General features: G+C 69.1%; 23 protein-coding genes. 17 read left to right on the top strand and 6 right to left on the bottom strand.

From position 1 onward, the window contains the following. Positions 1–226 precede the first annotated feature (226 nt). Genes DL991_RS19455 through DL991_RS19435 form a run of 5 tightly spaced genes read left to right on the top strand, consistent with a single transcriptional unit; the run spans position 227 to position 5,081 of the window. The gene (locus DL991_RS19455; RefSeq protein ID WP_125785747.1) at positions 227–1,036 is read left to right on the top strand and encodes an ABC transporter ATP-binding protein; all 810 of its coding nucleotides are present in this window, start codon (positions 227–229) and stop codon (positions 1,034–1,036) included. Next, positions 1,033–1,809, top strand: coding sequence for an ABC transporter ATP-binding protein (locus tag DL991_RS19450; protein WP_199754008.1), 777 nt, complete (start codon positions 1,033–1,035; stop codon positions 1,807–1,809). The genes DL991_RS19455 and DL991_RS19450 overlap by 4 nt, the downstream gene beginning before the upstream one ends. Beyond that, the gene (locus DL991_RS19445; protein ID WP_125785745.1) at positions 1,806–2,684 is read left to right on the top strand and encodes a branched-chain amino acid ABC transporter permease; all 879 of its coding nucleotides are present in this window, start codon (positions 1,806–1,808) and stop codon (positions 2,682–2,684) included. The genes DL991_RS19450 and DL991_RS19445 overlap by 4 nt, the downstream gene beginning before the upstream one ends. Further along, positions 2,677–3,834: a branched-chain amino acid ABC transporter permease gene (locus tag DL991_RS19440; RefSeq protein WP_125785744.1), complete on the top strand. Its 1,158-nt coding sequence runs from the start codon at positions 2,677–2,679 to the stop codon at positions 3,832–3,834. Before DL991_RS19445 ends, DL991_RS19440 begins: the two co-directional genes overlap by 8 nt. Further along, positions 3,831–5,081 carry an ABC transporter substrate-binding protein gene (locus DL991_RS19435; RefSeq protein ID WP_125785743.1) on the top strand — a complete coding sequence of 417 codons (1,251 nt, stop codon included), beginning with the start codon at positions 3,831–3,833 and terminating at the stop codon, positions 5,079–5,081. The genes DL991_RS19440 and DL991_RS19435 overlap by 4 nt, the downstream gene beginning before the upstream one ends. Here DL991_RS19435 and DL991_RS19430 read toward each other — a convergent pair. Then, a complete protein-coding gene (locus DL991_RS19430; RefSeq protein WP_125785742.1) occupies positions 5,023–6,081 on the bottom strand; it encodes a Glu/Leu/Phe/Val dehydrogenase dimerization domain-containing protein in 1,059 nt (352 codons plus the stop codon). The two genes, DL991_RS19435 and DL991_RS19430, sit on opposite strands and share 59 nt — an antisense overlap. Before the next feature lie 111 nt (positions 6,082–6,192). On the opposite strand from DL991_RS19430, the gene DL991_RS19425 reads away from it, so the two are divergent. The 3 genes from DL991_RS19425 to DL991_RS19415 all read left to right on the top strand — a co-directional run bounded on the left by DL991_RS19425 (position 6,193) and on the right by DL991_RS19415 (position 7,681). Further along, positions 6,193–6,672 (top strand): Lrp/AsnC family transcriptional regulator, encoded by a 480-nt coding sequence (locus tag DL991_RS19425; RefSeq protein ID WP_125785741.1) that lies wholly within the window; start codon positions 6,193–6,195, stop codon positions 6,670–6,672. 131 nt (positions 6,673–6,803) lie between these two features. Beyond that, the gene (locus DL991_RS19420) at positions 6,804–7,073 is read left to right on the top strand and encodes a hypothetical protein (RefSeq protein WP_125785740.1); all 270 of its coding nucleotides are present in this window, start codon (positions 6,804–6,806) and stop codon (positions 7,071–7,073) included. 41 nt (positions 7,074–7,114) lie between these two features. After that, positions 7,115–7,681 carry a GNAT family N-acetyltransferase gene (locus tag DL991_RS19415; RefSeq protein ID WP_125785739.1) on the top strand — a complete coding sequence of 189 codons (567 nt, stop codon included), beginning with the start codon at positions 7,115–7,117 and terminating at the stop codon, positions 7,679–7,681. A 134-nt stretch (positions 7,682–7,815) separates the two neighbouring features. Here DL991_RS19415 and DL991_RS19410 read toward each other — a convergent pair whose 3' ends face one another. Further along, positions 7,816–8,445, bottom strand: coding sequence for a YigZ family protein (locus tag DL991_RS19410; protein ID WP_125785738.1), 630 nt, complete (start codon positions 8,443–8,445; stop codon positions 7,816–7,818). Between the two features lie 551 nt (positions 8,446–8,996). Between DL991_RS19410 and gltB the strand changes: the two genes are divergently transcribed. From gltB to DL991_RS19390, 4 genes are all read left to right on the top strand, one after another. Further along, a complete protein-coding gene (gene gltB / locus DL991_RS19405) occupies positions 8,997–13,535 on the top strand; it encodes a glutamate synthase large subunit (protein WP_125785737.1) in 4,539 nt (1,512 codons plus the stop codon). Further along, positions 13,528–14,979 (top strand): glutamate synthase subunit beta, encoded by a 1,452-nt coding sequence (locus DL991_RS19400; RefSeq protein ID WP_125785736.1) that lies wholly within the window; start codon positions 13,528–13,530, stop codon positions 14,977–14,979. Before gltB ends, DL991_RS19400 begins: the two co-directional genes overlap by 8 nt. A 287-nt stretch (positions 14,980–15,266) precedes the next feature. Further along, positions 15,267–16,679 carry a Dyp-type peroxidase gene (locus tag DL991_RS19395; protein WP_125785735.1) on the top strand — a complete coding sequence of 471 codons (1,413 nt, stop codon included), beginning with the start codon at positions 15,267–15,269 and terminating at the stop codon, positions 16,677–16,679. Positions 16,680–16,897: 218 nt separating this feature from the next. Next, positions 16,898–17,683, top strand: a complete 786-nt coding sequence (locus DL991_RS19390; protein WP_125785734.1) for a DeoR/GlpR family DNA-binding transcription regulator — start codon at positions 16,898–16,900, stop codon at positions 17,681–17,683. Here DL991_RS19390 and DL991_RS19385 read toward each other — a convergent pair. Further along, complete coding sequence (locus DL991_RS19385) at positions 17,673–18,566, bottom strand: ROK family protein (protein WP_125785777.1); 894 nt, start codon at positions 18,564–18,566, stop codon at positions 17,673–17,675. The genes DL991_RS19390 and DL991_RS19385 overlap by 11 nt on opposite strands. 266 nt (positions 18,567–18,832) lie before the next feature. On the opposite strand from DL991_RS19385, the gene DL991_RS19380 reads away from it, so the two are divergent. Continuing rightward, entirely contained in the window at positions 18,833–19,039 is a 207-nt protein-coding gene (locus DL991_RS19380; RefSeq protein WP_005162643.1) for a CbtB-domain containing protein, read from the top strand. Between the two features lie 15 nt (positions 19,040–19,054). Further along, on the top strand, positions 19,055–19,813 hold the full coding sequence (locus tag DL991_RS19375; protein WP_125785733.1) for a CbtA family protein: 759 nt from the start codon (positions 19,055–19,057) through the stop codon (positions 19,811–19,813). Between the two features lie 82 nt (positions 19,814–19,895). Here DL991_RS19375 and DL991_RS19370 read toward each other — a convergent pair whose 3' ends face one another. Together DL991_RS19370 and DL991_RS19365 are read right to left on the bottom strand one after the other, a co-directional pair. Continuing rightward, complete coding sequence (locus DL991_RS19370) at positions 19,896–21,356, bottom strand: cobyric acid synthase (protein WP_125785732.1); 1,461 nt, start codon at positions 21,354–21,356, stop codon at positions 19,896–19,898. Then, the gene (locus tag DL991_RS19365) at positions 21,353–22,285 is read right to left on the bottom strand and encodes a cobalamin biosynthesis protein (protein ID WP_125785731.1); all 933 of its coding nucleotides are present in this window, start codon (positions 22,283–22,285) and stop codon (positions 21,353–21,355) included. Before DL991_RS19365 ends, DL991_RS19370 begins: the two co-directional genes overlap by 4 nt. 36 nt (positions 22,286–22,321) lie before the next feature. Here DL991_RS19365 and DL991_RS19360 point away from each other — a divergent pair, with 36 nt between their 5' ends. From DL991_RS19360 to DL991_RS19350, 3 genes are read left to right on the top strand one after another with little or no spacing between them, the layout of a single operon-like run. Then, positions 22,322–22,927, top strand: coding sequence for a bifunctional adenosylcobinamide kinase/adenosylcobinamide-phosphate guanylyltransferase (locus tag DL991_RS19360; protein WP_125785730.1), 606 nt, complete (start codon positions 22,322–22,324; stop codon positions 22,925–22,927). An 11-nt stretch (positions 22,928–22,938) separates the two neighbouring features. Then, positions 22,939–23,952: a nicotinate-nucleotide--dimethylbenzimidazole phosphoribosyltransferase gene (gene cobT / locus DL991_RS19355; protein ID WP_125785729.1), complete on the top strand. Its 1,014-nt coding sequence runs from the start codon at positions 22,939–22,941 to the stop codon at positions 23,950–23,952. Next, positions 23,949–24,695 carry an adenosylcobinamide-GDP ribazoletransferase gene (locus DL991_RS19350; RefSeq protein WP_125785728.1) on the top strand — a complete coding sequence of 249 codons (747 nt, stop codon included), beginning with the start codon at positions 23,949–23,951 and terminating at the stop codon, positions 24,693–24,695. The genes cobT and DL991_RS19350 overlap by 4 nt, the downstream gene beginning before the upstream one ends. Here DL991_RS19350 and DL991_RS19345 read toward each other — a convergent pair. Continuing rightward, positions 24,608–25,321, bottom strand: coding sequence for a hypothetical protein (locus tag DL991_RS19345; protein ID WP_233598904.1), 714 nt, complete (start codon positions 25,319–25,321; stop codon positions 24,608–24,610). The genes DL991_RS19350 and DL991_RS19345 overlap by 88 nt on opposite strands. Positions 25,322–25,442 lie beyond the last annotated feature (121 nt).

The raw sequence follows: 25,442 nt of genomic DNA, 5'->3' as shown, positions 1-25,442 counted from the left end.
TTTGGGCCGAAGGCCACGGAAACGTTTTGCAGGGCGCCCCGCAAGATCACGCGAGTCCTCTTCGGTCCGGCGCCCTGCGGAACGTTTCCGTCAGCGCGCGACAGACGAGCACTGTGTCCGTTTTGTAGCCGTGTGGGTCTCCAGGTGGGGGTAACGCAACGGAGGGTGCCCACGCAGGATGACCGCCACCGATCGTGACTCGTGTCACACGAACGGAGGAGGCGGCTTGCTGAGTGTCCGTGATCTTCAGGTGCGGTACGGCCGATCGGTGGCCGCACTGCACGGGGTCGACCTCGATGTTTCGCCCGATGGGGTGCTGGCGGTGCTCGGCAGCAACGGTGCCGGGAAATCGACGCTGCTCCGCACCGTGTCGGGCACGCTGCGTATGCACCGGGGCTCGGTTTCCGCGGGCGAGGTGCGCTACGACGGCAAACCACTGTCCAAACTCGACCCTGCCCGCATCGTCGGTCTCGGCGTGGTCGGCGTCCCCGAAGGCCGCCAGGTTTTCGCGCGGATGACGGTCGAGGAGAACCTGCGCGCGGGCGGGATCGGCGCCCGCTCCCCCGAGCAACGCGCCGCCGCCCGCAAACGCGTCGACGAGCTCTTCCCGGTCCTGTCCGAGCGGGCCAAACAACGCGCGGGCCTGCTTTCCGGCGGTGAGCAGCAGATGCTCGCCATCGGCCGCGCGCTGATGTCCGGCCCGCGGCTCCTGCTGCTCGACGAACCCTCCCTCGGCCTCGCGCCGAAGATCGTCGAGCGGATCGGCGACATCATCCGCGAGATCCACGAGCAGGGCACCGCCGTGGTGCTGGTCGAGCAGAACGCCGTGATGGCGTTGCGCGTCGCCGATCACGCGATCGTCCTCGAGGTGGGCCGGGTCGCACTGGCCGGGACGACGGCCGAGCTCGCGGCGAGCGAGGAGGTCCAGCGGCTCTACCTCGGCGGTCACGCCGAATCGCAGGCCACCGCCGAGGCCGAAGCCGCCGACGCCCGCAAGCAGCGCGCGGGCCGGAGCTTGACGAGGTGGGCCGGATGACGCCGCCCGAGTTGCACGTCGACAACGTGACCCTGCGCTTCGGCGGGATCACCGCGCTGGACGACGTCTCGTTCACCGTCGGCTCAGGTTCGCTGCACGCGCTCATCGGCCCGAACGGCGCCGGGAAGTCCAGCTGTTTCAACGTGATCAGCGGGCTCTACCGGGCGGACACCGGCAGTGTCCGCCTCGGCGACACTGTCCTTTCCGGACTCCCGCCACACCGGCTCGCCGGCCTCGGGGTCGGCCGGTCGTTCCAGAACGCCGCCCTCTCCCCCGGCTCCACCGTGCTCGACAACGTCATGCTCGGACGGCACGCGCTGACCAAGGGCGGTTTCCTCGCCTGCGGGCTCCGTCTGCCGTGGACGGTCCGGGCCGAACGGCGCCATTCCGAACGGGTCCGGGAGATCTGCGACTTCCTCGGCATCGGCGCACTGGTGGACCTCCCGGTCGGCGCGCTGCCCTACGGCGCGGTGAAACGCGTCGACCTCGCCCGCGCGCTCGCCGTCGAACCGGTTCTGCTCCTGCTCGACGAACCCGCGGCGGGCATGAACGCGACCGAGACCGCCGAACTGGCCGGGACGATCCGTGACGTCCGTGACGAACTCGGTATCTCGATCCTGCTGGTGGAACACGACATGGGGCTGGTGATGGGCATCGCGGACCGGGTCACCGTCCTGGACTTCGGCAGGCGCATCGCCGACGGCACACCGGCCGAGGTCCAGTCGGATCCGGACGTGATCAGGGCATATCTCGGCACGGAGGCCACGGCGTGAACACTTTCCTGCAACTCGTGGTGAACGGACTCGGCAAGGGCGCGGTGTTCGCGTTGCTGGCGCTGGGTTTCGTGATCATCTTCAAGGCCACCGAGGTGGTCAACTTCGCGCACGGCTCGCTCGTGCTCTTCGGCGGCTACCTGGTCGTCGTGACCCGCGAATCACTCGGCTGGGCGGGCGCTTCACTGGTCGGCATCGTCTCCGCCGGTCTGCTGGCCCTCCTGCTGGAACGGTTCCTGCTGTCCCGCTCGCGGCACGCGGACGCGAACAGCCTGGCGTTGCTGACCATCGGCGTCGACGTGATCGTCACCGAGGAGATCGTGCGGCGCCTCGGCGTCACGCTGCCCTTCCTCGGCGACGCCTGGGACGCGCAGCCGTTCCAGATCGGCGGGATCACCCTGTTCCGCACGCATCTGGTGGCGTTGGTGGTCGCCGCCGTGCTGATCACCGCGTTCACCTTGGCCTTCAAGTACTCGAACTGGGGTGTCGCGATGCGGGCCCAGGCCGAGAACCGCGAAGCCGCCGCGCTGATGGGGATCCGCAGTTCCCGGGTGACGGCGACGGCGTGGGTGGTCGCCGGGGTGCTCGCCGGGGTCGCGGTGCTCTTCATCGCCACACAGGACTTCTCCGGCGCGGGACTGTCCCGCGGCACGCACTCCATCGCGCTCGCGGCGTTCCCCGCGGCCATCCTCGGCGGGCTCGACTCGACGGCGGGCGCGGTGGTGGGCGGCCTGGTCGTCGGGCTGGTCGAGGCGCTTTCGGCGCAGTACGTGTCGTTCGACTTCTCCAAGAGCGCGGTCTTCCTCGTGATGCTCGTGGTGCTGGTGGTGCGGCCGTCGGGGTTGTTCGGGACGAGGGAGAGCACACGTGTCTGACACCGCTGTGAAAACTCCTGCCTCGGCTCCGCCCGCACCACCCGCGAAACGCGATCGGGGGCGGCTGCTCAAGGCGCTGGCCTGGGTCGCGCTGCTCGTCGTCCTGCTGGCGATCCCGCTGTACCTCGACGCCGCCTGGCTGAAGGCCGGGCAGTACATGATGATCGGCGGGGTCGGCGCGATCGGGCTGACCCTGCTCGTCGGGCAGGCCGGACAGCTGTCGCTGGCGCACGCGTTCTTCCTGCTGGCGGGCGCGACCGGGTACACCGTCCTTTCCGGACCCGCCGACGACGAGCGCGTGTTCGGGCTCGGCCTCGATCCCGCTTTGTCGCTGGTCGGCGCGGTGGTCATCACCGCTCTGCTGGGGCTGGCGTTCGCGCCGGTTTCCGGACGGCTGCGCGGGATCTACCTCGGTGTCGCGTCGCTGTCCCTGGTGTTCCTCGGGCTCTACTTCGGACAGTCGGCCGAAACGCTGACCGGCGGGACGTCGACCGGGCGCACCCCCGAACCGTTCTCGCTGTTCGGTTTCCCGTTCACCAACGGCGGCCCGGAGATCGAACTGATGGGTGTGCCGATCCGGCAGGCGGAACGGCTCTGGTACCTGTTCCTGCTGCTGACCGTGCTCGCGTTCGTGGTCGCCAAGGCGGCGGTGCGCAGCCGGGTCGGCCGGTCGTGGCGGGCGGTGCGGGACAACGAAGCCGCCGCGTCCGTGATGGGTGTCAGCGTCACGCGCGCCAAGGCGGGCGCGTTCGCGGTCTCCTCGGCGTACGCGGGGCTCGCCGGCGCGATGACCGTGCTGTGGTTCGACATCCTCAAACCCGACGAGAGCGAATTCGGTACGTACGGCATCAACATCTCCATCGCCTTCCTGGCCATGGTGATCATCGGGGGACTCGGCTCGGTGCCGGGCGCGCTGGTCGGCGCGCTGATCGTCAACGGGCTGCCGCAGGTGCTTTCGCTGTATTCCGCCGATCTCGGCTGGTTCTCCGGAACCGGCGACGGCGCCTTGACCCCGATCCTGGTCAGCTCGTTCGTCTACGGTGCCGCGATCATCCTCGTGGTGCTCTTCGAACCGGGTGGGCTCGCCGCGATCGGCCGCCGAATCACGTCCGTCAGGAAACCTCATCTCCCGGAGGAGCAAGACAAATGAAGCGCACATATCCGGCCGTCGCGCTGGCGGCGGTCCTCGCCCTCTCGGCGTGCAGCACGAAAGCGGGCGACTCGGGGTCCTCGGGGGCGGACGGTTCGGGCGTCAAGACCGACAAAGGGGTGACGGCTTCGGAGATCACCCTCGGCGTGATGACCGACAAGACGGGGGTGTTCAAGAACCTCGGGCTCGGCATCACGCAGGGCAACGAGTTGTGGGCCAAGGACTTCAACACCGCGGGCGGGGCATGCGGCCGTCAGGTCAAACTCGAGACCGTCGACCACGGCTACAAGGCGGACACGGCGAAGACGCTGTATCCGCAGATCGAGCCGAAGGTGCTCGGCTTCGTGCAGCTGCTCGGCTCGCCGGTGGTGGCCGCGTTGAAGCAGAACATCGCCTCGGACAAGACCGTCGCCGCGCCCGCGTCGTGGTCTTCCGAACTGCTCGACAATCCGTACGTGATGATCGTCGGGACGACGTACGACCTGGAGATCATCGACGGGCTGTCGTACTTCCAGGAACAGGGCCTGGTGAAGGACGGCGACACGATCGGGCACGTCTACATCGACGGCGAGTACGGCAAGAACGGCCTGCGCGGCTCGCAGTTCTACGCCAAGAAGCACAATCTGACGGTCAAGGAGGTCAAGGTGACCTCGACCGACAACGACCTCACCAACATCGTCACCGGCCTCAAGGGCGCCGGGGTGAAGTCCATCGTCCTCACCACCACCCCCGCGCAGACCGGTTCCGCGCTCGCGGCGAACAAGGCGCTCGGGCTGAACGTCCCCGTACTCGGCAACAACCCGGTGTTCGACCCCGTGCTGCTGAAGAGCCCGGCGGCGAACGCGCTGGACAAGCTGACGATCGTCGCCAGCAGCGTGCCGTTCTCCGCCGACATCCCCAAGGCCAAGGACGTCGCGACGAAGTACAAGGCGGCGTACAAGGAGACCCCGAACGGCGGGATCCCCTACGGCTACGCGGTCGGCGAGGTGTGGGGCACGGTGCTCAAGAAGGCCTGCGAGAACAAGGACCTCACCCGGGAGGGTATCGCCGCGGCACTGAAGCAGACGACGTCGGCGAGCACCGGCGATCTGGTGGCGGCACTGGACTTCTCGAAGGCGGGCACCCCGGCGACGCGCCAGGTGTACGCGGCGACACCGGACGCGTCGGCCGAGGGCGGGGTCCGCTACGTCAAGCCGCTGTTCGAGGCTCCCGAGGCGAAGGAGTACGTGGCCCCGCACCAGAAGTGAGGCGGGCTTCGGCGAGTGCGTCCGCTTCGGCCAACGGTGTGGTGCCGTTGGCCGAAGCGGCGTCGAGAAGCCTTCGCGTCGTCTCCTCCAGAGTTTCGACGCGGGCGAGTGCCGCGGCGTGGGTGAGTCTTTCGGCCTCGCGGCCGAGCGTGTAGACGACTCCCCCGGCACTCGCGACGAAGTCCGGGATCCACAGGACTCCCTTGGCGGCGAGGTCTTCCGCCACCATATCGTCGGTGAGCTGGTTGTTGGCCGGGCCGACGACGAGCGGCGCGGCGACCTCGGTTCCGGGGCCGAAGACCCCGCCGACGGCGGCCGGGATCAGGACGTCGGCCTCGATGCCGAGCACCTCCTCCGGCCGGGCGACGCCCAGGCCCTGCTCCCCGGCGGCGGCGAGGCGTCGTTCGTCCACATCGGACACGGTGACCTTCGCGCCCTGCTCGACCAGGTCGGCGGCGAGGTGGGCGCCGACCGAGCCGTAGCCGCTGATGACCACCCGGCGGCCTTTCATGTCGTGGTCGCCGAAGACCGCTCGCGCGCCCGCTCGCAACGCGGCGAGCACCCCGACGGCGGTCGGCCCGCTCGACGAACCGGTGCCGCCGTGCTCCTCGGGGAGGCAGAACACGTGCGGGGTCCGTTCACTCAGCACCAGCATGTCCTCCGGGCCGGTGCCGACGTCCGGGCCGGCGAGATACGCGCCGTCGAGTGACTCGATGAGGTCGGCGTGGTCGAGCAGGATCTCGCGCCGCTGCTCGGCGGTCGGCACGGCATCGAGGGCGACGACACTTTTGCCGCCGCCGAAGTCCAGGCCCGCGACAGCGCATTTGCGCGTCATCGCCGCGGACAGCCGCAGGACGTCGCCGATCGCGTCGTCGATGCGCGGATAGACCTTGAACCGGCAGCCGCCGACGGCCGGACCGAGCGTGCGCGAGTGCACCGCCACCATGGTGGTCACCCCGGATCGGCGGCCCCGCCGGACGACCAGCTCCTGTACGGACATTTCGTTCCCTTCCACGCAATTAGTCACCTACTTGCGCCGAAGTTAGGCTGATCCTCAGGTTTGCAGGGGTTCTGCCGAACGTTATTCGGCAGGAGACGCGAAGGAGTGGGCATGGACGAACTTGATTCGGCGATCATCCGGGAACTCCAGGCGGATGCGCGGCAGTCGAACCGCGACATCGCCCGCAAGGTCGGCGTCGCGCCGTCGACCTGCCTGGAACGCACGCGGCTGCTGCGGGAGCGCGGCGTCATCCGCGGGTATCACGCGGACATCGACCTGCGCAGCCTCAACCGCGGCGTGCAGGCGATGGTCTCGGCGCAGGTGCGGCCGCTGAGCCGGGAGGTGATCGACTCCTTCCAGCGTTCGGTCGCGGAATTGCCGGAGGTCCTTTCGGTCTTCGTCACCGCGGGCAGCGATGATTTCCTGATCCACGTCGCCGCGCAGGACGTCGATCAGCTCCACGCATTCCTGGTGGATCGGTTGGCGAAGCGCAAAGAGATCATCGGATTCCGGAGTTCGATCATTTTCCGGCATCTGCGCAAGACCGAGCTGGAACCGCTTCCGCGCCGAATACCGGGTGAGAACCCCTAGGTGTTCACCCTTGAATACGCGACACACCACCCTTGAGTACGCCCTAAATCCGAGACTTCGCATCGTAGAAGACGGAAACTGTCGGGGGTATGGGTTTCACTGTTCAGAGCGGAACAGAAAGGAGGCACGCCATGGACGTTCGGACGGAACTGAACCATCGTGAGCGGGCCACCCTGAGAGCCGTGGCCGAGGGCCACGCCGAAATCAGCTGTAGCTGCGAGCCGGACCTGTTCGTCGACGGCCTCGCCTGCTGCGACCAGCACACCGCGCACCGCCTGGCCCACCTCGGCCTGGTGGCGCCCGCCAGGGGCGGCCGCTGGGGTGAGCGCGTGCCCGCCCTGCTCACCGACGCCGGAGCGGTGGCGCTGGGCGGCCTCGCCAGGCCCGGGGTCGCCGCGTAAAACGGGTTGCCCGGGCACGCCCTCGGCGCCACGCTTTGCCGATGCGTGTCTTTCTGGAGACCGAGCGGCTCCTGCTGCGACAGTTCACCGACGCCGACGTCGACGACCTGTTCGCGCTCTACGACGACCCAGAAGTCATGCGATACCTCAATGGGGGCGAACCCGCCGACAGGGCGGAGATCGAAGAACACGACCTTCCCGCGTTTCTCGGTTACTACGAGCGTTTCCCCGGTTACGGGTTCTGGGCGGCGATCGAGAAATCCAGCGGGTCTTTTCTGGGGTGGTTCCATTTCCGTCCGTTGCGTGGTCATCACACGGACGATCCCGAACTGGGCTACCGGCTGAGCCGGTCTTCCTGGGGCAAGGGCTACGCGACCGAAGGTTCGCTCGCACTCCTGGAGAAGGGTTTCACGGAACTGGGTGCCCAGCGGGTCTGGGCGGGGACGATGGCGGTGAACCTGGGGTCCCGGCGGGTCATGGAGAAGATCGGGATGCGGCACGTCCGGACCTATCACGAGCACTTCGACAACCCGATCCCCGGCACGGAGGAGGGCGAGGTCGAGTACGCCATCACACTGGAAGAGTGGCAGGCCCGCACCCACCCGTGACCAGACCCGTCACTCGCGTGATCAGAGACGTCACTCGCGTGATCAGAGGCGTAACACACGTGATCAGAGAGTTACGCCTTCAATCACGCGAGTTACGCCTCCAATCACGTGAGTTACGGGTTTGATCACGTGAGTCACGGGGTGGGCAGCCAGGTTTCGCCGATCTCCTCGGCGAGGGCCTCCCCGCCGGTCAGGTCGGCGAGCCAGGCGTGGAACGCGTCGCCCTGGTCGGGCGCGAGCCCGACGTCGAAGTGGGCGACGTCCTCGAAGCGGGTCGCGTGCAGCAGGTACGGCGACGAGCGGATGTCGTTCTCCAGCCGTCCGGCCCGGTCGTAGTCGACGACGACCTCCACCAGCCGCAGCCGCCGGTACTCCTGGACGCCGATGACGTCGACGGCCTCCGAAACGGCCTGCCCGTACGCGCGGATCAGGCCGCCGGCACCGAGCAGCACCCCGCCGAAGTACCGGGTCACCACCGCGACCGTGTCGGTCAGCTCCCGGCGGCGGAGCACCTCGAGCATCGGCGTGCCCGCCGTGCCCGCGGGCTCACCGTCGTCGCTGGAACGCTGAGCGCGCCCATCGGCGCCCAACACGAACGCGTGACAGTGGTGCCGGGCCGCCGGATCGGCCTTCTTCCTGGCGGCGATCACCGCACGCGCGGCCTCTTCCGAGGTGACCGGGGCGAGCGCGCAGAGGAAGCGTGACCGCCGGATTTCGATCTCGTGGACCCCGGTGCCCGCCACGGTGAGATAACGATCCGCCATCGGCCAAGCCTCTCAAACCAGGCAGGACGCTCTGCCGTTCGGGCGATCCGCCGGTCACCGCGGGTCACCGCAACACCGGTGAAACCCACTCTCCCGCGCGACCCAGGTCACACTTTCGGACTAGGTGAGCGATCGTTTACGCAGGTCAGAGCGCCGATGCTCCACTCAGTGGACATCTCATTCCAGTCAGTGGGCAGATGATGTTTGAAGTCAACGCCCGCGTGGCATTTCCCACCCCGACCAAGAGACGTATGTCGATAACAGCGATTTCACACTATCGTCATAAGACCGGCGAACCCGGGAGTAACACGTGTACCCGTCAGCCGCCCACCACAGTGGCCAGACGGCACCCATGTGCACAGCAGTACCGATATGCGCATCGGCCGCCCAGTGCAGTGCGGCTCTACGAGGCCTGCCCCCGTTTCCGCGGGCGGGATCGTTCCCTCTCGACTGACCATCGCGGTCCCGGACCACTCCGTTAACTGGTTCACGTACGAACCACCCGAACGGAGTGGTACCGGTCGCGCCGACGCCTTGGGAGGCGGCCAGCCGTGACCCACCATGCCAGCAACAAGGGCAGCAAGGCCCCCGAAGGCCTGTACGACCCGGAGTTCGAACATGACGCCTGTGGTGTCGCGTTCGTCGCAGACCTCTCCGGTAAACGCGATCACGGCATCGTCGCCAAAGCACTGATCGCGCTGCGGAACCTGGAACATCGCGGAGCCCGCGGCGCCGACCCGGAGACCGGCGACGGCGCCGGGATCCTCATCCAGGTCCCCGACGAGTTCTACCGCGAGGTCGTCGGCTTCGAACTTCCCGAGCCCGGCGCGTACGCCGTCGGCACGGCTTTCCTTCCGCAGGACGAAAACGCCCGCGGCCGGGCGATGACGACCATCGAGCGCGTCGCCGCCGAAGAGGGCATGCGCGTGCTCGGCTGGCGCGACCTCCCCGTCGACACCGACCACGTCGGGACGGGCGCGGCCGAGACCATGCCGCATTTCAGCCAGCTGTTCCTGACAGGACAGGACGCGCTGGAGGGCCTTGCCCTGGAACGCGCCGCCTTCGTGGTTCGCAAACGCGCCGAGCACGAGCTCGTCGAGGACGACGTGTACTTCCCAAGCCTGTCTTCGCGCACGATCGTCTACAAAGGAATGCTCACCGAGCCGCAGGTCGAGAAGTTCTTCGCCGACCTCACCGACGAGCGCGTCACCAGCGCCATCGGCCTGGTGCACTCCCGGTTCTCCACCAACACCTTCCCGTCGTGGCCGCTGGCGCATCCGTACCGGTACGTCGCCCACAACGGCGAGATCAACACCCTGCGCGGCAACCGCAACTGGATGGACGCGCGTGAGGCGCTGCTCGAATCCGACCTGATCCCCGGTGACCTCAAGCGGATCTACCCGATCATCACCCGCGGCGCGAGCGACTCGGCGTCCTTCGACGAGGTGCTGGAGCTGCTCCACCTCGGCGGGCGGCCGCTGCCGCACGCGGTGCTGATGATGATCCCGGAGGCCTGGGAGAACCATCAGGAGATGGACCCCGCGCGCCGCGCGTTCTACGAGTTCCACTCGACGCTGATGGAACCGTGGGACGGCCCCGCGCTGGTCTCGTTCACCGACGGCACCCAGATCGGCGCGGTGCTCGACCGCAACGGCCTGCGCCCCGCCCGGTACTGGGTCACCGAAGACGGCCTCGTCGTCCTCGCCAGCGAGGTCGGCGTGCTGGAGCTGGAGCAGTCCACGATCGTCCGGAAAGGACGGTTGGAGCCGGGCCGCATGTTCCTCGTGGACACGGCCGCCGGCCGGATCGTCGAGGACGAGGAGATCAAGGACCGGCTCGCCACCGAGCACCCGTACGACGAATGGGTCGAGGACGGGCTGCTCCCGCTCGACGGGCTTCCCGAGCGTGAGCGCGAGATCCCTCCGCACGCCGCGCTCGTGCGCCGTCAGCAGGCTTTCGGCTACACCGAAGAGGAACTCGACGTCCTGCTCCAGCCGATGGCCCGCACCGGCGCGGAGCCGATCGGCTCGATGGGCAACGACTCCCCCATCGCGTCGCTGTCCAGCCGTCCTCGGCTGATCTTCGACTACTTCATCCAGCTCTTCGCCCAGGTGACCAACCCGCCGCTGGACGCGATCCGCGAAGAACTCGTCACCGCGCTCGGCACCCAGCTCGGCGCGCAGCCGAACCTGCTTCAGGCCGACGCGAAGTCGTGCCGCCGGATCGTGCTGCCCTTCCCCGTACTGGACAACGACGAGTTCGCGAAGCTCGTGCACGTCAACGACGACGGCGACCTTCCGGAGTTCCAGGCGGTCACCGTGCACGGCACCTACGACGTCCACGGCGGCGGCGAGGCGCTCGTGCGTCGGCTCGACGAGATCCGTGCCGAGGTGTCCGCGGCCATCGCCGAGGGCGCGCGGCTGATCGTGCTGTCCGACCGCGGGATCGACGAAGACCACGCGGGTATCCCCTCGCTGCTGCTCACCGGCGCGGTGCACCACCACCTGGTGCGCGAGAAGACCCGCACGCAGGTCGGCCTCATCGTCGAGGCGGGCGACGCGCGCGAGGTGCACCACATCGCGCTGCTGATCGGCTACGGCGTCGCGGCGGTGAACCCGTATCTGGCGATGGCGACCGTCGAGGAGATGGCCGACCAGGGCCTGATCCCCGGTGCCACCGCCAAGCAGGCCACCGCGAACCTGATCAAGGCGCTGGGCAAGGGCGTCCGCAAGACGATGTCGAAAATGGGCGTGTCCACAGTGGCCTCCTACACCGGCGCGCAGATCTTCGAAGCGGTCGGGCTCGGCGACGAGGTCATCCAGAACTGCTTCACCGGTACCACTTCCCGGCTCGGCGGCGTCGGCTTCGACACGCTCGCGCTGGAAGTCGCCGAGCGGCACCGCCGGGCGTTCCCGCGCGACGGGTTCCGCGCGAACCACCGCGAGCTGGAGACCGGCTCGGACTACCAGTGGCGCCGCGAGGGCGAGCCGCATCTGTTCAACCCGCAGACGGTGTTCAAGCTGCAGCACTCCACCCGTGCCGGGAAGTACGAGGTCTTCAAAGAGTACACGAAGGCCGTCGACGACCAGGCGCAGAAGCTGTACACGCTGCGCGGCCTGTTCGACTTCAAGATCGGGCAGCGTCCCGCGGTGCCGATCGAAGAGGTCGAGCCGGTCTCCGAGATCGTCAAGCGGTTCGCGACCGGCGCGATCTCCTACGGCTCGATTTCGGCGGAGATGCACGAAACCCTGGCCATCGCGATGAACCGCCTCGGCGGCAAGTCGAACACCGGTGAGGGCGGCGAGGATCCGGACCGGCTCTACGACCCCGAACGCCGCAGCGCGGTCAAGCAGGTCGCGAGCGGCCGGTTCGGCGTCACGAGCGAGTACCTTGTCAACGCCGACGACATCCAGATCAAGATGGCGCAGGGCGCGAAGCCCGGCGAGGGCGGCCAGCTGCCCGGCGCGAAGGTGTACCCGTGGATCGCGAAGACGCGGCACTCCACGGCGGGTGTCGGGCTGATCTCGCCACCCCCGCACCACGACATCTACTCGATCGAGGATCTCGCCCAGCTGATCCACGACCTCAAGAACGCCAACCCGGCCGCGCGCATCCACGTGAAGCTCGTGTCCGAGGTCGGCGTCGGCACGGTCGCGGCCGGTGTGTCCAAGGCGCACGCGGACGTCGTGCTCATCTCCGGGCACGACGGCGGCACCGGTGCTTCCCCGCTGTCGTCGATCAAGCACGCGGGCGGCCCGTGGGAACTCGGGCTCGCCGAGACGCAGCAGACGCTGCTGGCCAACCGGCTGCGCGACCGGATCGTCGTGCAGACCGACGGCCAGCTCAAGACCGGCCGTGACGTGGTCATCGCCGCGCTCCTCGGCGCCGAGGAGTTCGGTTTCGCCACCGCTCCGCTGGTGGTGTCCGGCTGCATCATGATGCGGGTGTGTCACCTCGACACCTGTCCGGTCGGCGTCGCGACGCAGAACCCCAAGCTGCGCGAGAAGTTCAGCGGCAAGGCGGAGTACGTGGTGAACTTCTTCGAGTTCATCGCCCAGGAGGTCCGGGAGTACCTGGCGGAGCTGGGTTTCCGGTCCATCGCCGAGGCCGTCGGCCACGCGGAGATGCTCGACAAGCGCAAGGCCATCGATCACTGGAAGGCCGCCGGGCTCGACCTGTCGCCGATCTTCCACGTGCCCGCGATGGCCCCGGCCGGTCTGCGGCACCAGCAGACGGTGCAGGACCACGGGCTGGAGAAGGCGCTCGACAACACGCTGATCCAGCTCGCCGAGGGCGCGCTGTCCTCCGGGGACAAGGTGCGGCTGGAACTGCCGGTCCGCAACGTGAACCGGACCGTCGGCACCATGCTCGGCCACGAACTCACCAAGCGGTGGGGCGGCGAAGGCCTGCCGGACAACACGATCGACGTCACCTTCACCGGGACCGCCGGTCAGTCGTTCGGCGCGTTCGTGCCCAAGGGCATCACGCTGCGGCTCTACGGCGACGGCAACGACTACGTCGGCAAGGGTCTCTCCGGTGGACGGCTCATCGTGCGGCCGCCGAAGGTGGCGCGGTACAACGCCGAAGAGCACATCATCGCGGGCAACGTGATCGGCTACGGCGCGACCAGCGGCGAGATCTTCATCCGCGGCAAGGTCGGCGAGCGGTTCTGCGTGCGCAACTCCGGCGCGCTGGCCGTCGTCGAGGGCGTCGGCGACCACGGTTGCGAGTACATGACCGGTGGCCGTGTCGTCGTGCTCGGCAACGTGGGCCGCAACTTCGCGGCAGGCATGTCGGGCGGTGTCGCCTACGTGCTGGACCTGCCCGCGCACCGGATCAACCCGGAGATGGTCGACGTCGACCCGCTGGATTCGTCCGATGTGGACTTCCTGCGCGAGGCACTCGAAAAGCATTACGACGAAACGGAGTCCGCGGTCGCGCGCACACTGCTCGCCGATTGGGACGCCGCCGTCGACCGGTTCGGCAAGGTCATGCCGAAGGACTACAAGCGCGTGCTCGCGGCGCAGGCTGAGGCCGAGCGTGACGGGCGTGACGTGAACGAGGCGATCATGGAGGCCGCACATGGCTGACCCCAAGGGCTTTCTGACCACCACTCGCGAGACGCCCAAGAGCCGTCCCGTCGACCTGCGCCTGATGGACTGGCGCGAGGTGTACGAGGACTTCGCGACGTCGAAGCTGCAGAAGCAGGCCGGACGCTGCATGGACTGCGGCATCCCGTTCTGTCACCAGGGCTGTCCGCTCGGGAACCTCATCCCCGAGTGGAACACCCTGACCTGGCGCGACGATTGGCGTGAGGCGGCCGAGCGGCTGCACGCGACCAACAATTTCCCGGAGTTCACCGGGACCCTCTGCCCGGCGCCGTGCGAGACGGCGTGTGTGCTCGGGATCAACGACGATCCCGTCACCATCAAGCGGGTCGAGATCTCGATCATCGACCGGGCCTTCGAAGAAGGCTGGGTCACACCGGAACCGCCGGTCGTCAAGACCGGCAAGAAGGTGGCGGTGGTCGGATCCGGCCCGTCGGGACTCGCCGCGGCGCAGCAGCTCACGCGCGCGGGCCACAGTGTCGTGGTCTTCGAGCGGGCCGACAAGATCGGCGGGCTGCTGCGCTACGGCATCCCCGAATTCAAGATGGAGAAGCACCGCCTCGACCGGCGCCTCGACCAGATGCGGGCCGAAGGCACGGAGTTCCGGACCTCGGTGAACGTCGGCGTCGACCTCACCGTCGAGGAACTCAAGTCCTCCTACGACGCCGTGGTCCTCGCCGGTGGCGCGACGGCGTGGCGCGACCTGCCGATCGACGGCCGCGAGCACGACGGCGTCCACCAGGCGATGGAGTTCCTCCCGCACGCCAACCGGGTCGCCGCCGGTGAGCTGGACGTGTCGCCGATCAGCGCCGAGGGCCTCGACGTCGTCGTCATCGGCGGCGGCGACACCGGCGCGGACTGCGTCGGGACCTCGCACCGCCAGGGCGCGAAGTCGGTGACGCAGCTGGAGATCATGCCGAAGCCGCCGCTTTCGCGGTCGGACGCGCATCCGTGGCCGACGTACCCGATGATCTACCGCGTCTCGTCCGCGCACGAAGAGGGCGGCGAGCGGCTGTACTCGGTCAACACCCAGGAGTTCGCGGCCGACGCCGACGGGCGCGTGCGCGCGCTGAAGCTGGTCGAGGTGCGCAACGAGGGGGGCAAGTTCGTCCCGGTTCCCGGAACGGAACGCGAACTGCCCGCGCAGCTGGTGCTGCTCGCGATGGGCTTCGTCGGCCCGGAGCGGGAAGGCCTGCTGGAGTCGCTCGACGTCGAACTGGACCAGCGCGGCAACGTCGCCCGCGACAAGTCCTTCAAGACCAGCGTCGACAACGTGTTCGTGGCGGGCGACATGGGCCGCGGCCAGTCGCTCATCGTGTGGGCGATCGCCGAAGGCCGCTCCGCCGCGGCCGGGGTGGACGCGTTCCTCACCGGGCGGGACGTGCTGCCCGCCCCGATCGCGCCGACCGACCGGCCGCTCACCTAGGCGACACTTCAGTACATGAAGGCCCCCTTCCTTGCGTCAGGCGCAAGGAAGGGGGCCTTCATGTACTTGGACGACGCGCGTGACTCTCGCAAGTAGGTGACGAATTGCGGGGCGTGACCATCGCTTTGGTTCTTTCGGGTGATAAAACCGCCGAAAGAGGGTACTTGCGGGTGAGGACGGCGAGGTTTCGGTATCGGTTGTATCAAGGGGTAAGACCCGGACGGCGGCGGGGACCGGCACCATCCGCCTGGCCGCCGGACGGGTTTCCGAGGAGGGGGTTCCTTGATATGTCCGTCGACCTGAGCATGCCGTTGGAATGGAAGACCGCGACCGGCGACGCCGCGAAAATGCTCGAAGAACTACAGCCGAACATCCTCAAAGCACACAATCGCGACCATTTTTCCGCGCTTTTCCTCCGTTTTTCGGAGGCCGCGAGCGCGAAGAAGTTCCTCGCGTCGCTCGTCCCGCTGATGAAGTCCGCGAAGACCCACTTGACCGAGGTCGAGCGCTTCAAGACCGAAGGGGTGAAGGGAACGCCCTACGTCGGCACCGGGCTGACGTCGGCAGGCTACCGGTTCCTGAAGGTCGAGGGACCACAAGACGGATCCTTCCTGGTGGGCATGCGCGCGCAAGAGATCCGCGAGAAGCTGAACGACCCGCCGCGCTCCACATTCGACAGTGGATATCACGACGAGATCCACGCCGTCGTCATCATCGGTGACGGCGCGGACGCGGCGATGACCGCACGCCGGAACGAGGTTCTGGCGCTGATTCCGCCGACGATTTCCGTGGTCGCCGAGGAAACCGGATTCGGCCGTCTGAACGTCAACGGCGATGGGATCGAACATTTCGGTTATGTCGACGGCCGGAGCCAGCCGCTCTTCCTGATCGAGGACATCCGCGCGGAAAAGACGGAATCGGACGGGATCACTGTCTGGAACCCGACCGCGCCGCTGAACCAGGTGCTCGTCCCCGATCACGCGGCTCCCGATCCCGCGGTGCATTTCGGCAGCTACTTCGTTTTCCGCAAACTGGAACAGAACGTGCGGCGGTTCAAGCAGTCGGAAGAGGCTCTGGCGGATCAGCTGGGTCTCGTCGGCGAAGACCGGGAACGTGCGGGGGCGATGATCGTCGGCCGGTTCGAGGACGGAACGCCGCTGACCGCGCAACGGGAAGAAGGCGCGGAAAGTCCGGTACCGAACAACTTCGACTACGGAAACGACGCCGCCGGCGCCAAATGCCCCTTCCAGGCCCATATCCGGAAGACGAATCCGCGGGGCAGCGGCGGCGCGGAAGAGCCACCGCGGGAGCGTCTGCACCTGATGGCGCGGCGAGGCGTGCCGTACGGCGAACGGGCCGACGACCCGAACGCCGACCTGCCGCCTTCGGCCCGGCCGAGCGGCGGGGTCGGCCTGTTGTTCATGGCGTTCAATTCGGCACTGGGCGACCAGTTCGAGTTCACCCAGGCGAACTGGTCGAACAACCCCGGGTTCCCGATCCCGGACGACGGGGTCAAGCCGCCGGGGCTCGATCCGGTGATCGGTCAGGGCCCGCGCCCGGAATCCGGCTACACCGCGGAATGGGCGGGCACGCGAACGGTGACCGCGGATCCGATCCCGCAGGCGGTGACCTTGAAGGGCGGCGACTACTTCTTCATGCCGTCACTCGCCTTCTTGCGCGGACTCGACGGAAAGGGCTGATCCTTCACGCACTGCGGCCGGTTCCGGTGATCGGATGGCGGATTATCCGCCCGGCGTCACCGGAACGGGCGTAAAGCGGGCGCCGGTCGCACTGGGGGTGGCCGGCGCCTTTTTCTTCCCGATGTCCCAAACCTGCTGCTTCCCTCCGCCCGTATCGCGACGCGTAGTACTTTGTCCGGTGCGGTAAGCGACATCGCGCTTCGGGGAGGGAGCTGGAGATGAATCGCCATGAACGGCTGACGGCTTTATTGGACATGGTGGGAGTGCGGGAAAAAGTCGACGTCGAGGTTTCGGCGGGCGAACTCGGTGTCTCACCCGCGACGATCCGCCGGGATCTCGATCACCTGGCCGGCCGGAACCTCGTGGTCCGCACTCGCGGCGGCGCCGTCGCGAGCAACGTGGCCTACGACCTTCCGTTACGGCACAAGGCGGCCCGCAACGCGCCGGAACAGCAACGGATTTCCGCCGCCGCGGCCAAAATGGTCGACCCCGGCATGGTGGTCGGGCTCAACGGCGGCACGACGGCCACCGAAGTGGGCCGCGCGCTCGCGACCCGGCCGGATATGGGCGAGGCGACCGGCGGGCCGTCGCTCACCGTGGTGACGAACGCGCTCAACATCGCCCACGAACTCGCCGTGCGGCCCAATATCAAGATCGTGGTGACCGGCGGGGTCGCGCGACAGCAGTCGTTCGACCTGTCCGGGCCGCTGTCACAGCTGTTCCTCGACCAGATCTCGCTGGATCTGGTGTTCCTCGGGGTGGACGCCTTCGACCCGGTGCACGGCGCGCAGGCGCACCACGAAGGCGACGCGAGCACGAACCGGCTGATGGCGGCCCGTGCCCGTCAGGTCGTCGTGCTCGCCGACAGCGGAAAACTCGGCGGTCACGCCTTCGCGAAGATCTGCGCGACGACCGATGTCGATGTTCTCGTCACCGACGGCCGCGCGGACCCCGCGCGAGTGCTCGCCTTCGAGGAGGAAGGCGTGCGGGTGGTCAAGGCTTGAGCCGGTCGAGCGCCAGCAGCGCCGCGCCCAGCCTGCCGGCCTCGTCGCCGAGCTGCGCGATCCGCAGTTCGGGCATCCGCTGGAACTGCAGGTTCGCCGCCAGCCACGCCCGCACCGGCTCGAGGACGTAGTCGCCCGCGGTGAACAGGCCGCCGCCGAGGACGACGACTTCGGGCGCGAGCAAGGTGACCAGGGTCTTGATGCCGTGGCCGAGCCCCTCGAGCGCGTCGTTGACCACGGAGATCGCGGCTTCGTCACCGTGCCGGGCGGCGTCGACCACCTGCTCGGCGCCTTCGGCCGGGCGCCCGGTGTGCTCGCTGTAGCGGCGGGCGATGGCCGACGCGGAGGAGATCGCCTCGAGGCATCCGGTCGCCCCGCAGCCGCACGGCAACCGGTGGCCGACGTCGATATGCCCGATTTCGCCGCCTTGCCCACCCGCCGCGTACAGCTTCCCGTCGAGCTGGAGCGCGGCCGCGATCCCGGTGCCGACCGGGATGAAGGCGGCGTCGGTGCAGCCCTTGCCCGCGCCGACCCGGAACTCCGCGAGCCCGCCCGCGCGGACGTCGTGCCCGAACGCGAACGGCAGCCCCAGCCTGCGGTCGAGCATCTCGCCGAACGGCACGTTCCGGAAGTCGAGGTTCGCCGAGAACCGCGCCACCCGCTCGACGTCGTCGACGATGCCCGGGATGACCACGCCGACGGCGTCGGGCGTGCCGGTGCCCGCCTGCTTGCCCAGCGTTTCGACGATCCGCGCGACCTGGTCCGCGAGCGCCTCGCCGTCCGCTCCGCGCGCCGTCGGCTCGCGCAGGCTGGCGAGGTCTTTCAGGTCAGCGTCGTACAGGGCCGCCTTGATGGACGTTCCGCCGACATCGAGTGCCGCCACCGCAGGTGTCATAGCTGGATTTTGGCATGCGCCGCGCGGGGCACGCGGACCGTTCGGCGGTAACGAGCCTGCGCCGATCGGGTTCCGTCACATTGACCTGACACTTCGTGGCGACCTACGCTCGACCGGCCAGACGACGGCACCCGGAACGCGGTGAGATTCCGCGCGGTCGCGCCACTGTGACTCCGAGCCATCGGGGAAGCCAGACCCGGAGCCGTCGTGTAACCCCTGAAGAGGCCGCGCTAGCCCGAGGAGGTCCCACCGCCATGTCCGAAGCGGTAGCAGCAGTACCCGTCCCCGTCCGGATCCCCGTCCGCGAGATCCTGCCATGGGCGGTGCTCGTCATCCTCCTTTCGCTGATCACGCTGTACTTCATCAGCGCCGAACAAGGCGCGGTGTCGGTGTTCGCGAACTCGTACGTCCACGAGTTCGTCCACGACGGCCGGCACCTGCTGGCCTTCCCCTGCCACTAGGCGGGCAAGCGCCCCATGATGAGGACCTTGCTGGTCCGCGGCATGCTCGCGGGCCTGGTCGCCGGTGTCCTGGCGACCCTTTTCGCCTATTTCTTCGGTGAGCCTTCCGTCGATACCGCCATCGGTCTCGAAGGCACCTCCGCGCATTCGCACAGTGCGCCGGGTGCCCACGAACACGCCCCCGCCGAGGCCGAGGAAGAGCTCGTCACCCGTGGTGTGCAGAGCACCGTGGGTCTGCTGACCGGCGTCGGCCTGTACGGCGTCGCGGTCGGCGGGCTGTTCTCGCTCGCCTTCGCGTTCGTCTACGGACGGCTCGGCACCCTTCGGCCGCGGGTGACCGCGGCGCTCCTCGCGGGCGGCGCCTTCGTGGTCGTGTTCCTGGTGCCGTTCCTGAAGTACCCGGGGAATCCCCCTGCCGTCGGGCAGGCGGGCACGATCGGGAGCCGGACTTCGCTGTACTTCGGCTTCGTCGCGCTTTCGCTGCTGGTCGGCATCCTCGCCGCGGCGTTCGGCCGGAAGCTGGCCGACAAGCTCGGCGCCTGGCGCGGTGGCCTGATCGCCGCGGGCGGGTACGTCGTGGTGATCGCGGTGGCGGCGGCGCTGTTGCCGTCGATCGACGAAGTCCCCGACGGGTTCCCGGGTTCCACGCTGTGGACCTTCCGGCTGGCGTCGGCGGGTACGCAGGTGGTGCTCTGGACCGCGCTCGGCCTGACCTTCGGGGCCTTGGCCGAGAAGGCACTGGCCGGGAAGGCGTTGGCGGACAAGACCGCTTAGGGCTCTGATGTCGTGAAGGGCCCCTTTGAGACCTTCAACGTCTCAAAGGGGCCCTTCACGACATACCCACGACCGGGGAAACTCACGAGACCCCGGGCGGCACGAAAGGTAGGTCGCGGCCGGGACCGTCCTCCATCAGCCTCAGCAACGCCTCGGTGTCGACGTGGTCTTCGACGGCGTCGGCGAGCCGGTCCAGCATGCGCTCCCGGAGCAGGCCGAAGCCGGGCGCGCCGTCGACCGGCGACCAGTCCGCCACCTCGCCCAGCCAGGCGCGGCGGAAACCGTCGTTCTCGAAGGCGCCGTGCCACATCGTGCCCCACACCGCGCCCTGCCGGTATCCGTCCAAAAAGGACTCGGCGGGGCCGGTGGCGGTCACCTTGCCGTGGTGGATTTCGTACGCCTCCACGGGTTGCCCACGCCATGAGCCCGAGGGCCGGGCCAGCACCTTGTCGGTGCCGAACGAGACGCGCGTCGGCAGCAGGCCGAGACCGGGGACCGTTCCGGCGCCGGACTCGACGTCGTCCTCGATCTCGGCGGCCAGCATCTGGTAGCCGCCGCAGATGCCCAGCACAGGACGCCCCGCCGCGGCCCGGGCGCGGACGGCGTCCGCCAGGCCGCGCGCACGCAGCCACGCCAGATCGTCCACGGTCGCGCGGGAACCCGGCAGGATCACCACGTCGGCGGAACGGACCGCGTCCGGGTCGGCCGTCAGCGCGACCGAAACCCCGGGCTCGGCGGCGAGCGCGTCGACGTCGGTCGCGTTGGAGGCACGCGGAAACCGCACGACGGCGATCCGGAGAGACCCGCCCGAGGCGCCCCAGCCCGCGGCGGCCAGCGCGTCCTCCGAGTCGATCCACACCTGGTCGAGCCAGGGCAGCACACCGAAGACCTCGCGGCCGGTGAGCTTCTCCAGCGTCTCCAACCCCGGCCGCAGCAGACCGACGTCACCGCGGAACTTGTTGACCAGCCAGCCGGAAACCAGCGCCTGGTCTTCGGCGGACAGCAAGGCGAGGGTGCCGAACATCGCGGCCATGACACCGCCACGGTCGATGTCACCGACGACGACCACGGGCAGGCCGAAGCGCCGTGCCAGCCCCATGTTGACGTAGTCGCCCTCGCGCAGGTTGATCTCGGCCGGGCTGCCCGCGCCTTCGCACAGCACGACGTCGAAGCGCTTTCGCAGTGAAGCGAAGGTGTCGAAGGCGATCTCGGCGAGACCGGCCCGGCCGGTCGCGTACTCCCCCGCTTCCAGCGTGCCGAACGGTTTCCCGAGCGCGACGACGTGGCTGCGGCGATCGCTCCCGGGTTTCAGCAGCACCGGGTTCATCGCGGCTTCGGGTTCGACCCGGGCCGCCCGCGCCTGCAACCATTGCGCGCGGCCGATCTCGGCGCCGTCCGCGCACACCATCGAGTTGTTCGACATGTTCTGCGACTTGAACGGCGCGACCCGCACGCCCTGGCGCGCGAGCCAGCGGCACAACGCGGCGGTGACCAGGCTCTTTCCCGCGTCCGACGTCGTTCCCGCGATGAGCAGGCCGGTCATCGCGTGACCGCCACCGCGACGGCGAGCGCCGCCAGGCCGACCGCCCGCGACAGCCGGACCGCGCGCCGCACGTCCACCGGTTCCGGCTCGCGGCCGTCGCCGAGGACGCCACGACGTTCGGCACGGCCGCCGTAACTGTTCGTCCCGCCCAGCCTGATCCCGAGCGCGCCGGCGAAAGCGGCCTCGACCTGGCCCGCGTTGGGGCTCGGATGGTGCTTCCCGTCGCGGCGCCAGACGCGGAACGCGGGTTTGGCGAAGCCGCCGGCCAGCGGCGCGGACGCCACGGTGAGTGCCGCGCCGACGCGGGACGGGACCAGGTTGACCAGGTCGTCCGTCCTCGCCGACGCCCAGCCGAAGTTCGCGTACTTCGGCGAGCGATAGCCGACCATCGCGTCGAGCGTGTTGAGCGCGCGATAGCCCAGCAGGCCGGGGATCCCGGCGACCGCGCCCCACAGCAGCGGCGCGACGACGGCGTCCGAGGTGTTCTCGGCGATGGACTCGGTGGTCGCGCGCGCGAGCTGTTCGGTGTCGAGGCCGGTGGCGTCGCGGGCGCACAGATGCGAGAGCCGCTGCCGCGCGCCGGGCAGATCGCCGTCGTCGAGCAGTCGAGCCATGCGCGTCCCCTCGGCCGCGAGCCCCTTGCCGCCCAGAACCACCCAGGTGGACGCCGCGGTGAGCGCGAACCGGGCGAACGGACGCTTCCGGGTCCAGAACTGGGCCGCGACCCCCAATCCGGTGACACTGCCCGCGCAGATCGCGGTGTACGCCGCGCCCCGCGTCTTCGAATCGGCGTAAACCCGCTGTTCGAGGGCTTGCGCGGCGCGGCCGAAGCCGGCGACCGGATGCCTCCGGCGTGGATCTCCGAACACGGCGTCGGCGACGTAACCGGTAACGAGTCCGGCTGCGGTGGCGGCTTGTCGGAGTGGCACGTGGCGAACGGTAGCGCGTGCACGAGAATGCGGGGTATGACCAAGCTGACGCATCGCCTCGCGAGGGTCCTGGAGACTCTCGCGCGGGCACTTCGCCGCTATTCGCGCGACGACGGCAAGGTGCTGATACTGGGCGGCGTCCGCTCTGGGAAGTCACACCACGCCGAGCGGCTCGCGTCCCGCCACCCGCACCTGACCTACATCGCGCCCGGCCTGCCGCCGAGTGCCGCCGACCCCGAATGGGCCGCTCGCGTGGCCGCCCACCGGGCGCGGCGACCGGCCAACTGGAAGACAGTGGAGACCACCGACCTGGCAACGGTGCTGCGGACGGCGACGCATCCGCTGCTCATCGACTGCCTCGGCACCTGGATCAGCCGGGTGCTCGACGAGGTCGGCGCCTGGGAGCAGCGCGACGGCTGGGAACGGCGGCTCGACGACCGGCTGGAGGACTTCCTGGCGGCGTGGGCGCAGGCCGGCGTGCCGGTGATCGCGGTCAGCAACGAGGTCGGCAGCGGTGTGGTGCCCGCGACGGTGTCCGGACGGGTGTTCCGTGATGTGCTGGGCGCGCTGAACAACCGGGTGTCCGCCGGGTCCGACCGGACCGTGCTGGTCGTCGCCGGACGGATGCTCGACCTGCCGTGAGGAGCCTGCCCATGCGTATCGCCATCCCGGACGCCGCCGCCGAAGCCGCCGCGCGCGCCAGACTGGACGGACTGGTCAAGCCGCTGGGTTCACTCGGGCGGCTCGAAGACCTGGCCGCGTGGCTCAGCGCGGCGCACGGCGTCGTCCCGCCGAGGCCGCTCGACGACGTCCGCGTGGTCGTCTTCGCCGGGGACCACGGAGTTTCCGGGATGTCGGCGTATCCGCGCGAGGTCACCGCCGCGATGGTGCGGGTGTTCCTTGCCGGGAAGAGCGGCGTCGGTGTGCTGGCCAAGCTCGCCGGAGCGACGGTGCGAGTGTGCGACATCGCGGTGGACTGGGACGGCGCGGACGTGCCCGCCGGGGTCACCGCGCACAAGGTCCGCCGGGGTTCCGGTTCGATCGACGTCGAGGACGCGCTCGCCGAGGGCGAGGCGCGCACGGCGTTCGAGCACGGGCTGGCGATCGCCGACGAGGAGATCGACGGCGGCGCGGATCTGCTCATCCCCGGCGACATGGGGATCGGCAACACGACGATCTGCGCGGCCGTGGTCGCCTCGCTGCTCGGCCTTCTCCCGGAGGACGTCGTCGGGACGGGCACCGGGATCGACGAGGACACGCGGGCACGGAAGCTCGCGGTCGTCGAGGCCGCGTTGGTCAGGTCCGGTGCGGTGAAGGACCCCTTCGCGGTGCTGACGTCACTCGGCAGCGCCTGTCTCGCCGCGACGGCAGGCTTTCTCGTGCAGGCGGCGGTTCGCGGGGTGCCGGTGCTGCTCGACGGCGTGTTCTCCGGGGCCGCGGCGCTCGTCGCCCGCGAGATCGCGCCGGGTGCCGAACAGTGGTGGCTGGCCGGGCACCGGTCGACCGAGCCGTCGCAGGCGTTCGCGTTGAAGGCACTCGGGCTGGAGCCGATCCTCGACCTCGGGCTGCGGCTCGGCGAGGGCAGCGGCGCCGTGCAAGCGGTGCCGACGCTGAGGGCGGCGCGAGCGATCCTCGCGGACATGGGTCTGCTGGCGGATCTGGCTTGATCGCCGACGCGCTGAAGATGGCCGTCGGCACCCTGACCACGGTCCGGGTGCCGGCACCGGGCCTGATCGACCGGCGGGTGGGGGGCGGCGCGATGGTGCTCGGCCCGCTGGCCGTCCTGCCGCTCGCCGCCGTCGCTTCGGTGATCGTCTTCTCGGGTGAACTGATCGGCCTGCCCGCTTTCGCGTCGGCGGCGCTCGCGGTGGGTGCGGTGGCGCTGGGCAGCCGCGGCCTCCATCTGGACGGGCTCGCCGACACGGCCGACGGGCTCGGCGCTTCGTACGACCGCGCACGTGCGCTGGAGGTCATGCGACGCGGGGACTCCGGGCCGACCGGGATCGCGACCCTGGTGCTGACGCTGCTGGTGCAGGTCGGCGCGCTGGCCGGGGCGATCTCGGCCGGACACGGGGTCGCGGCGGTCGCGATCGCGGTCGTCGCCGGACGCGGTGTGCTGTCGCTGTGCTGCGCGCGCGGCGTCCCCTCGGCCCGGCCGGAAGGGCTCGGCGCGACCGTCGCCGGTTCGGTGCCGGCGTGGACGGCCGCGGTCGTGTTCGCCGTCCTCGCGGGCGCGGCGGCGCTGGTACTTCCGTGGTGGCAAGGGCTGATCGCGGTGACGCTGGGATATCTGGCCGCGTCGGCGCTGCTCGCGCGGTGCGTTCAGCGGCTGGGCGGGATCACCGGGGACGTGCTCGGCGGTTGCGTCGAGGTCGCCGTCGCGGGGGTCTTGCTGGCTGTGTCCTTCTGACTGGCCGTGTCCTTCTGAGGAACCGCCAGTTTCTCGTCGATTTCCGGCAACCAGAAGCACAGCTCGAGGGTCTTCATCCCGGCCCAGAGGCCGAGCTTCCGGCCCTGCGAAACCAATGTGAGCGACGCGAACAGGAACAGCGCCGCGAGCCCGCCGGCGATGAACGGATGCTTCCCGGCGAAGATCTCGACGATCGCGGCGACCGCTCCGAACAGCAACGGCGGCGCGCAGTTACGCACCATGAGCCCGGACGCGCGCAGCCGCGTGACGTCGACCGCGACCTCCTTGTCGTGCAGTTGCAGCGCGCACAGCAGAAGATGCGTGTTCTCCTTCAGGAACGCGCGATCCTTGGCCGCGGGCATCCGGCGGAGGAACTCCTCGGCGGCGTTCCTGCTCCGCCTCCGAGGCACGATCCGCTCCAGCGCCTCACCGAGCGGATAGGCCAAATAGCCCAACAGGAAACTCAGCACCACGATCACGACGACCAGCACCACGGTGGGCACGCCGCCGATGCTCGCCGCGGTCAGGATGTGGAGTTTCGCCCCGAGGTACCCGAATAACGCGACGTACAACGCGCCGGGGATGGTGTAGGCGAAGAGATCAAAGACGCCGATCACGAAGTTCACCGGCTCATCCAACCACTTCGAGCGACAAGCTGGTCGTGAGTGGCGATTCGGCCGGGTTCACCACAGGATCGAAAGCGTAACTCGCGTGCTTGGAGCCGTAACTCGCGTGATACGGCTTCAA

Source organism: Amycolatopsis sp. WAC 01375 (assembly GCF_003947325.1).
Taxonomy (GTDB): domain Bacteria; phylum Actinomycetota; class Actinomycetes; order Mycobacteriales; family Pseudonocardiaceae; genus Amycolatopsis.
This window is presented reverse-complemented; position numbering and strand designations above follow the sequence as displayed.